At 49.5% G+C, this 9,987-nt stretch carries 10 protein-coding genes; all 10 read left to right on the forward strand.

Translation table 11 applies throughout. The annotated features are described in order from the left end of the window. The first annotated feature begins 2 nt into the window (after window positions 1-2). The 10 genes from ACDC99_RS12735 (at window position 3) to ACDC99_RS12780 (ending at window position 9,979) form a co-directional block, all read left to right on the forward strand. Window positions 3-422, forward strand: coding sequence for a hypothetical protein (locus ACDC99_RS12735; RefSeq protein ID WP_005816127.1), 420 nt, complete (start codon window positions 3-5; stop codon window positions 420-422). Further along, a complete protein-coding gene (gene traM, locus ACDC99_RS12740; protein WP_370756939.1) occupies window positions 406-1,548 on the forward strand; it encodes a conjugative transposon protein TraM in 1,143 nt (380 codons plus the stop codon). The genes ACDC99_RS12735 and traM overlap by 17 nt, the downstream gene beginning before the upstream one ends. Before the next feature lie 69 nt (window positions 1,549-1,617). Then, window positions 1,618-2,463 (forward strand): conjugative transposon protein TraN, encoded by an 846-nt coding sequence (gene traN / locus ACDC99_RS12745; RefSeq protein WP_005816133.1) that lies wholly within the window; start codon window positions 1,618-1,620, stop codon window positions 2,461-2,463. A gap of 71 nt (window positions 2,464-2,534) precedes the next feature. Then, entirely contained in the window at window positions 2,535-3,008 is a 474-nt protein-coding gene (locus ACDC99_RS12750) for a hypothetical protein (protein ID WP_425285375.1), read from the forward strand. Window positions 3,009-3,016: 8 nt separating this feature from the next. After that, the gene (locus tag ACDC99_RS12755) at window positions 3,017-3,670 is read left to right on the forward strand and encodes an Lcl C-terminal domain-containing protein (RefSeq protein ID WP_005816136.1); all 654 of its coding nucleotides are present in this window, start codon (window positions 3,017-3,019) and stop codon (window positions 3,668-3,670) included. 66 nt (window positions 3,671-3,736) lie between these two features. Further along, on the forward strand, window positions 3,737-4,645 hold the full coding sequence (locus tag ACDC99_RS12760; RefSeq protein ID WP_005816138.1) for a fimbrillin family protein: 909 nt from the start codon (window positions 3,737-3,739) through the stop codon (window positions 4,643-4,645). 80 nt (window positions 4,646-4,725) lie between these two features. Beyond that, a complete protein-coding gene (locus ACDC99_RS12765) occupies window positions 4,726-6,915 on the forward strand; it encodes a type IV secretory system conjugative DNA transfer family protein (RefSeq protein WP_005816140.1) in 2,190 nt (729 codons plus the stop codon). A gap of 53 nt (window positions 6,916-6,968) precedes the next feature. Next, window positions 6,969-7,466 (forward strand): lysozyme family protein, encoded by a 498-nt coding sequence (locus ACDC99_RS12770; protein WP_005816141.1) that lies wholly within the window; start codon window positions 6,969-6,971, stop codon window positions 7,464-7,466. Between the two features lie 88 nt (window positions 7,467-7,554). Next, window positions 7,555-8,763 carry a putative resistance-associated DNA invertase gene (locus tag ACDC99_RS12775; protein WP_005816149.1) on the forward strand — a complete coding sequence of 403 codons (1,209 nt, stop codon included), beginning with the start codon at window positions 7,555-7,557 and terminating at the stop codon, window positions 8,761-8,763. Between the two features lie 676 nt (window positions 8,764-9,439). Then, complete coding sequence (locus tag ACDC99_RS12780) at window positions 9,440-9,979, forward strand: GNAT family N-acetyltransferase (RefSeq protein WP_032939761.1); 540 nt, start codon at window positions 9,440-9,442, stop codon at window positions 9,977-9,979. Window positions 9,980-9,987 lie beyond the last annotated feature (8 nt).

Raw genomic sequence — 9,987 nt, forward strand, 5'->3', positions numbered from 1 at the left:
GTATGAGTGTAAAAGGAATCAGACGGATGCTTGTGGGCGAGGATATGCCCGACAAGAACGACCCCAAGTACAAGAAGCGGTATGAGAAGGAGGTGGCGGCAGGGCGCAAGTTTGCCAAGACCGCGAGGATAGACCGTGCGGCGGCTAAGGTGCAAGGCTTTGCCAATGCCCACAAGACGCTGTTTCTCGTCATCGTCTTCGGCTTTGTCGCCACGTGCTTCGGCATCAACATCTACAGGATGGTGCGGTATTACGGTCATCGGACGGAGGCTGCAAGTGCCATCGAGCGGCAGGAAGGGCGCATGAAGCAGATGATGAATGCAGCCCATTGCATCACTCCTCCCGTGACGCATCGAACCAACGAGGAGAATCGAGACAAGTCAGTAACATCAAAATCAGACAGCGATGAGAATAACAGATAAGATAAACTTCCGTCAGCCGAAGTACATGCTGCCAGCCATCGTGTACATCCCGTTGATTGCCACAGGCTATTTTGTCTTTGACATGTTCAATACGGAGGTGGCGGAAACGCAGGACAAGAACCTGCAGACCACCGAGTTTCTGAACCCCAACCTGCCCGGAGCGCAGATTAAGAATGGTGACGGCATCGGTGGCAAGTATGAGAACATGGCGAAGTCGTATGGTCGCATAGCAGACTATTCGGCTGTTGATAACATTGAGCGTGACAACGAAGAAGAGAAAGAAGCGTATGAATCCAAGTACACAGAAGAAGACCTTGCGGAACTCGTCCGTCAGGCAGAAGAGAAGGACGATGCAGCCGAAGTGGCCGATGCCAAGGCGCGAGAAGCGGAAGCACTCGAAGCACTCAACAAGGCACTCGCCGAAGCGAGGCTGAGAGGACAGGCGGCAGTTGCCCCCGTGGCCCAGGATACCACACAGGCTGGGCCTCCCAAGGAGCAGATTGAGGTGAAAGGTCAGATTGCCGAGGACAGCAAGGCGGTGAAGGCACTGGACGAGGAGGACAAGGCACAGGAGGTGGTGAAGAAGGTGAAGGTGACTTCGGACTATTTCAACACCCTGACGCAGAACGAGCATGAGCCAAAGCTCATCAAGGCCATCATTGACGAGGACGTGAAGGCTACGGACGGGTCGAGGGTGCGGCTGAGACTGTTGGACGATATTGAGATTGGTGAGACCGTGGTGAAGAAAGGGTCGTACCTCTATGCCACCATGAGCGGTTTCGGTTCGCAGCGAGTGAAGGGTAGCATCAACTCCATCCTTGTGGATGACGAGCTGATAAAGGTTTCGCTTTCGCTTTATGACACGGACGGACTGGAGGGACTGTATGTCCCCGGCAGCCAGTTCCGTGAGACCACGAAAGATGTGGCGAGCGGTGCTATGCAGAGCAACATGAACATCGACCAGAGTGGAGCGAACAACAGTTTCTCGCAATGGGGAATGCAAGCCGTGACCAATGCCTACCAGAAGACAAGCAATGCCATCAGCAAGGCTATCAAGAAGGACAAAGTGAAGCTGAAGTATGGGACGTTTGTTTACCTTGTAAATGGGAAAGAGAAAAGGAAATAGACACTGCCCGACAACGGAATTGTCGGGAACGGTGGCTCATAGAGTATAAACATCAAAAAATCAACTAATATGAATTGTTTTCAGAAAATGAATGTCTGTGCATTGCTTTCGCTGAGCGTGCTTTCAGCCAAGGCGCAGACCACCTACATGGAGATGGAGCAGCTGACGGTCAACGACCAAGTGACCACCGTCATCACCGCCTCCGAACCCATCCGCTTTGTCGATATATCCACAGACAAGGTGGTGGGCGACCAACCCATCAACAACACCATCCGCCTGAAGCCGAAGGACAACGTGTATGCCGACGGTGAGGTGTTGGCGATAGTGACAATCGTGACGGAACGCTACCGCACGCAGTATGCACTGCTCTATACCACGAGGATGCAGGAGGCAGTAACCGATAAGGAAATAGAATGCTCGGAGCGCAATGCCTACAACAATCCCGCTGTAAGCCTGTCCACTGCCGACATGACCAAGTATGCACGTCAGATATGGTCATCGTCTGCCAAATACCGCAACGTGGCGACGAAGATGCACCGCATGGTAATGCGCCTGAACAACATCTACAGCGTGGGCGAATATTTCTTCATCGACTTCTCCGTGGAGAACAAGACCAACATCCGCTTCGACATCGACGAGATGCGCATCAAACTATCGGACAAGAAGCAGAGCAAGGCTACCAATGCGCAGATAGTGGAACTGACCCCATCTCTTGTGTTGGACGATGCGAAGACCTTCAAGTATGGCTATCGCAACGTGATTGTGGTGAAGAAGATGACCTTCCCCAACGACAAGGTGCTGACCATCGAGCTGTCGGAAAAACAGATAAGTGGACGCACCATCTCGCTCAGCATCGACTATGAGGATGTGCTGTCTGCCGATTCGTTTAACCATATACTGTTGGAGGAGGAATAATGAGAATTAGGAATGAGGAATTAGGAGTGAGGAATTGGCTTGTGCATACCTTACTCGTTGTCATCTGTTTTATGGCAAGCATGACTCCGGCAATGGCGCAGCAGAATAGCGACCGCATATCCTTGGGGTTCGGATGCCTGTATGAGCGAGGACTGGACGTGACGCTGTCCTACGAGTATGAGACGAAGTACCACAATGCGTGGGAGTATTTTGCAAACGGATATATCAAGTGGAACGAGTGCGCATCGTGCGGTCATGTCTGTCCTGAGAGTTTTTGGAACAACTACCGCAGTTATGGTTTCGGCTTTGCCTATAAGCCCTGTGTGGCAAGAGGACGCAACCACCATGGCAACATGCGCATAGGAGCATCGGCAGGTAGCGATACTGACAGGTTCTTGGGTGGCATCCACCTCGGCTATGAGCAAAACTATACACTCAGACACGGCTGGAAGCTCTTCTGGCAGGTGAAGACCGATGTGATGATCAAGGGTGAAGACCTGTTCAGAACGGGTATTGTCCTGGGTGTGAAACTTCCTGTAAAATGACTATGCGTATGAAGAAACTGTTTTCAATCTTGGCAGTTGCGGCAACGGTGTTGCTGACTGCCTGTGACGAGCATCAGGACTTTCCCGACACAGCCATGAAGGTCACCCATATCTTGACCACTGACGGCAAGGTGATGCCCTACGAAACCTACGAGCAATCGTGCAAGCAAGCCATTGCAGTGGTGTTCAACGTCAATCAGAGGGAAGAAATGGAGGGAAACGGATATGCCGTCTATCTGTGGGACATCGCTCCCGAAGCCTTTGCTGACAGTATCGGTGTGGAACAGGACACATCCTGTGACCTCACCGCCTACGACGGCAACAAGAACACTTTTGCCCTTTATGGCACGACCGATGTGAAGTCGCCTTTGGCTGAGCGTGTCTTCGACATGTGGCGTTACGGGCAAAGTGCCTATATCCCCAGTGTGGCACAGATGCGTCTGCTCTATCATGCCAAGGACATCATCAACCCATACATCCTGAAATGCGGCGGCACACCTATCCCCGATGAGGATGATGACTGTTGGTATTGGACTTCAACGGAGGTAGAAGGACAAGCGACCGCCAAGGCATGGCTTTACTCACTGGGAAGCGGTGCCATACAGGAGACTCCCAAGTGGCAGCCGCATAAGGCGAGACCCATCATCACGATTATGGATTAGCCCATATACAGACATCGAGTATCACCCGTATCATCATCAAAGTACAACAATTAAAAAAGAAAAAGCATGAAAAAGAATTTGTTTCTAATGTTGGGACTTGGAGCCATGCTCCTCACGTCCTGTGACCAAGACATCGTCAATGAGATTTACCTGCCCGGTGGCGGAGGTTCTGTGGTCGTGACCGACAGCACATCAACCAAGCAGCTTCAGGTATTCACCAATCTGGAGATGCTGCAACCTGCCGTTTCCACACGAGCCGTTGACAACCAGTGGGAACTCAATGATATGATTGGCATCTCTTCCACAGGGATGATCAACAATATGAAGTTCACCCGAAGCGGCGGCACGAATCAGTTTGTGTCAGCCAACAAGGTGTTTTTCACGGACACAGACACTCACACCTTCAATGCCTACTATCCCTATACGGCAAATCCTACCAACGACCTCATAGAGTTCCAAGTGCCGGAGGCAGCTGTACAGAGTGAGCAGAAGGTCAATGATTTTCTGTTTGCCAGTGGAGCGGCATCATACGCCAATCCGAGCCTTACATTGAACTTCACCCATCAGATGGTGCGTGTCATCATCAAGGTCTATACCTCACCAGAATACGGTTTCACCACCAATGATTTTGCAGGAAGCCTACTCACGTTCGTCGGTTATTTTGACAGCGGTACTTTCAACATCAAGACCGGAAAGGTAGAATGCAGTGACGAGTCGGTGACGACCTATTATTTCGGCGACCCACAAAGTGACCACATGGAATATACGCTTTATGTTCCTGCACAGGTTATGCCAGACATGACATTGCAACTCAGCAATGGGGAGAACTTCGTATTCCTCACAAACGACACGTGGAAAGCGGGTCATTCCTACAGCTATTCATTGAAGCCTGTACGCAACACCTTGGAGGTCATATCTGCAACTATTTCTCCGTGGACAGTAGAGTCTGAGAAGACCATCAACGGCTACGAATAAAACTCATAAGAGGATTGGAGGGTGTCCACCGTGGCATCCTTCATCTTTTCTCATTATCACCCAACATCATCGTAAAGTAAATGGAAGAAAGCAAAGAGTTACAGGGTTTTTACAAGATATTCAGGGCGGTGATTTATGTCTCCATCCTGATGGAGTTCTTCGCCTACGCACTGGAGCCGGAGCAGTTGGACTTCTTGGGCGGCGTAGTGACGGATATCCACACTCGCATCAAGCGGTGGATGATTTACCATGACGGCAACCTCGTGTATAGCAAGGTGGCTACGTTCCTGCTGATATGTATCACCTGTGTGGGAACGCGCAACAAGAAGCATCTGGAGTTTGACGCTCGCAGGCAGGTGCTCTATCCGCTGCTGTCGGGAGTGCTGCTGATTGTGCAGTCCGTATGGCTGTTCGGTCATTCGATAATGCCCTGTTTCTATACCCTCCGTTTGAACACTTGGCTCTATATGCTCACTTCCATCGTCGGTGTCGTATTGGTGCATATCGCCCTCGACAATATCTCTAAGTTCCTGAAGGAAGGGCTGCTGAAAGACCGCTTCAACTTCGAGAATGAGAGCTTTGAGCAATGCAGGGAGTTGCAGGAGAACAAGTACAGCGTGAACATCCCTATGCGCTATTATTACAAGGGCAAGTTCCGCAAGGGATGGGTGAACATCGTCAATCCGTTCCGTGGCACATGGGTTGTGGGTACTCCTGGTTCTGGTAAGACCTTCTCCATCATCGAGCCGTTTATCAGGCAGCACAGCGAGAAGGGCTTTGCCATGGTGGTGTACGACTATAAGTTTCCCACTCTCGCCACCAAACTCTACTATCATTACTTGAAGAACAAGAATGCCAAGGACAGCAAGATGCCCCATGGCATGAAGTTCAACATCATCAACTTTGTGGATGTGGAGTATTCGCGCCGTGTGAACCCCATCCAGTTGAAGTACATCAACAACCTTGCCGCAGCGAGCGAGACCGCCGAGACCCTGCTTGAATCCCTGCAAAAAGGCAAGAAGGAAGGCGGCGGTGGCAGCGACCAGTTCTTCCAGACCTCTGCCGTCAACTTCCTTGCCGCCTGCATCTATTTCTTCTGCAACTACGGCAAGGAGCCCTACGACAAGGACGGAAAGATGCTGATTGCCGAGCGGCGTGAAGACCCAAAGACGAAAAGGCTGATACCCACAGGACGGGTGTTCGACCATTCGGGCGCGGAGGTGCAGCCCGCTTATTGGTTGGGCAAGTACAGCGACATGCCACATATCCTATCGTTCCTCAATGAGAGTTATCAGACCATCTTCGAGGTACTTCAGACCGACAACGAGGTAGCCCCCTTGCTTGGCCCGTTCCAGACTGCCTTTGCCAACAAAGCCATGGAGCAGTTGGAAGGTATGATTGGCACGCTACGTGTCTATACCTCCCGTCTCGCCACCAAGGAATCTTACTGGATATTCCACAAGGACGGCGATGACTTCGACCTGAAGGTCAGTGACCCGAAGAATCCAAGTTATCTGCTCATTGCCAACGACCCCGAGATGGAGAGCATCATCGGTGCACTGAATGCCTTGATTCTCAACCGCCTTGTAACGAGGGTGAATACAGGACAGGGCAAGAACGTTCCTGTCAGCATCATCGTCGATGAGTTGCCGACCTTGTATTTCCACAAGATAGACCGACTGATAGGCACAGCCCGAAGCAACAAGGTGAGCGTGGCACTTGGCTTTCAGGAACTTCCGCAGTTGGAAGCCGATTATGGCAAGGTGGGTATGCAGAAAATCATCACCACCGTGGGCAATGTGGTGAGCGGTTCGGCAAGAGCCAAGGAAACCCTCGAATGGCTGTCGAGTGACATCTTCGGTAAAGTAGTGCAACTCAAAAAGGGCGTGACCATCGACCGTGACAAGACCTCCATCAACCTCAATGAGAATATGGACAGCCTGGTGCCTGCAAGCAAAATCTCCGATATGCCCACAGGTTGGATATGTGGACAGACCGCCCGTGACTTCGTAGTCACCAAGACCGGGATGAACGGAAGCATGAACATCCAGGAGAGCGAGGAGTTCAAGACATCCAAGTTCTACTGCAAGACCGACTTCGATATGACGGAAATAAAGAAGGAGGAATCGGAGTATGTCCCTCTCCCTAAGTTCTATAAGTTCAAGTCGAAAGAAGAGCGAGAGCGCATCCTCTACAAGAACTTCGTTCAGGTTGGGGAGGACGTGAAAGCCATGATTAAAGAGATTCAGCAGTTCCGCACTATGATGTAGTGATATTGATTAGAGTGCGGTGAGACATCGCACCTCCTATATAAAATAATGTAATGAGAAGATACATCATCGTACTATTGAGCATGTTGGCCATCTGTAGCGTGCCCTGTCAAAGCCAAACCATTGACAGGGCACTGTTTGAACGGATGGTAGCCATTACCAAACACTTCGAGGGTTGGCACGACCCAAAGACCACACCGGGCTATGTGGGCTATGGTCACCAGCTACAGAAGGGAGAGCGTTTCCCGAAAACACTGACACGTCAGCGTGCAGATTTGCTGTTACGGACAGACCTCCTCCGGCACCTGCGCCTATATGCCCGTTATGGCAGGGATGCTTATCTGCTTGCCACCCTCTCGTACCAGATTGGACCAGCCAAGTTGTTAGGCAATGGACGATACCCGAAAGCGTCCCTGCTCACCCGATTGGAACGTGGCGACAGGGACATCCTGCCACTCTATCTGAGCTATTGCAAATGGAGGGGAAAAGCAGTGGCATCCATTAGGAAACGGAGGTGGGTGGAATATCAGCTGTTGTATGCCGAGCGGTGAGGCACCATCCCTCCTATACCTGTTTGTCTGTCACTTATATTATATATAAAGGTAATAATTGCAATTTCAATGTTAAAGTCAGAGCATTATGGCATCCATCAAATTAAAGTTCAGAACATCATCTGTTCAAGAGAAAGAGGGTCGCCTGTATTATCAGGTGATACACAATCGTGTGGCACGTCAGATCCATACAGAGTACAGAATCTATTCCTCAGAGTGGGATGCGGACCATTCAAACATCATTTTGCCAACTTCCGTCACTCCACAACGTCAAGCCTATCTTCTTTCCTTGAAAGATACATTGGATGCTGACAGGAAGAAACTGCTGTTGGTCATTGCACGGTTGGACAAGGAAGGGCAGTCATATACAGCAGACACCGTCGTTGACAACTTCCATGAGGGAAAAGAATTACATGGCATTATCGGCTATACGCTGGAGTTGAACGAAAAACTGAGACGCATCGGCAAGAAGCGGATGGTAGCAAGGTACAAAACCACCCTCAACAGCCTCCAGCGTTACCTGAAAGGAGGCGATGTGCCATTGGAGGAAGTCGATGGGACAACGATACAAGGCTATGAACAGTGGCTGAAAGACAGCGGACTGTGCCGCAACACCACCTCTTTCTACATCCGCAACCTGCGCACCATCTACAATCATGCCGTAGATGACGGACTGGTCATCTCTTCCTCACCGTTCAAGCATGTATATACCGGCATCGACAAGACCGTCAAGCGGGCACTCCCCTTGGAAATCATCAAGCAACTGAAAGAGCTGGACTTGAGTCTGAACCCCCGTTTGGAGCTTGCAAGGGATATGTTCCTGTTCAGTTTCTATACCCGTGGGATGTCGTTCATCGATATGGCACAACTTACACCAAGCAATCTGCATGGCAGTACGCTCATTTACCGCCGTCAGAAGACCTCACAACAGTTGCACATCAAATGGGAACCTGCCATGCAGGAGATAGTGGCGAAGTACAAAACAGATGATTCTCCCTACCTGCTCCCTATAGCAAAAGGAGAGGGAGCCATATTCTGGAGACAGTACAAGAATGCCTATAGCCGTATCACCAAGCAGTTGAAGAAAATCGGAGAAATGATAGGCCTGTCCGTACCCCTGACCACCTACGTAGCCCGCCACTCCTGGGCAAGCATAGCCAAGAGCAAGAACGTGCCCGTATCTACTATCAGCGAGGCATTGGGGCATGACTCCGAGAAAACCACACAGATATACCTCTCCTCATTGGACACCTCTGTCGTTGACAACGCCAACAATCTCATCATCAATTCTCTTTAGGAGGTGCAGCGTCTCACTGCACCTTTATTTCAATATTTATAACTATTGTATTGCGGTGTGATACCGCAACTATAATAAAAAAGTCGGGGATTGTTGAGCAAAAAGGTGTTTCTCTCTTTAAGAGAAACTCTTCGGGATGCAAAAATATGAAAATAACTCCAATTCACCAAATTATATAGCGACTTTTTTACAAAAATGCTAAAATTTGTTGATTTCCGTCAAGCAATTGTTGAGCAAATATGTCTTTTACGATAAAATGATACCTCAATATCAACTGTTTAGCAAAACGATATTTCTCTTAAAGAGAGAAACATCTTTTGCATACCTTTTCCGACCGAATTTTTATGTCGTAAAGAGGGGCTTTGCAGGGGGTGGACTCAGAAAGATGAGAATAGATGACTATTGTAGTTGAAACACATAGAAAGTTGCTGATATACAGACCGATACGCATATCGGGATGAACCATGAGTACGTTCTTTTCTCGAAAAACACATGTCAAAACAGTATGGTGAATGTATTGGACAAGGATAAGATACTGTGGTATGTCATGCGGGCCTACAAGAACGAGAATACTGCCGAAGATCGGCTCTCTAATGAAACGTATGGCTTAGAGTATTTCATACCCAAGCAGAAAGTCCTTCGCACTGTCAAGGGCAAGAAAGTCTTTTTCAAGGAAATATATATCGAAACCGAACGAATTATCATTCGAAATTTCAAACAGAAGGATGCCGAAGGGTTGTTGGAGTATCTTTCCCATCCGCGTGTGAATTGCTTTGCCGGAGACCGCCTTTGTTCCAGAGAGGCGGCATGGGCATATATGCAGTATTCCCCGAAAGACATGCTGCGCTATGCGGTGAGTCTGAAAAAAGATGACTTTATTATCGGTGACGTGTTCGCTTTGCGTGAGAATGAAGACACTTATAATGTGGGGTGGCATTTCAACAAACGTTTTGAAGGCAAAGGATTCGCTTGTGAAGCGGCAGCCGGATTGTTGGATTATCTTTTTCGGGAGGCGGGCGCACGGCGTATCTATGGATTTGTGGAAGATGACAATATCCGTTCCAAACGCTTATGCGAACGTCTTGGTATGCGCCGCGAAGGATGTTTCAAAGAGTTTGTGACATTCGTAAACAATCCTGACGGCTCCCCCAAATATGAAGATACCTGTGTTTATGCCATTCTCGAAAAAGAGTGGAATACCATCCGTCAGTGGTGACACACCAA

This window comes from Prevotella pectinovora (assembly GCF_041323955.1).
In the GTDB taxonomy this organism is placed as follows: Bacteria; Bacteroidota; Bacteroidia; order Bacteroidales; family Bacteroidaceae; genus Prevotella; species Prevotella pectinovora.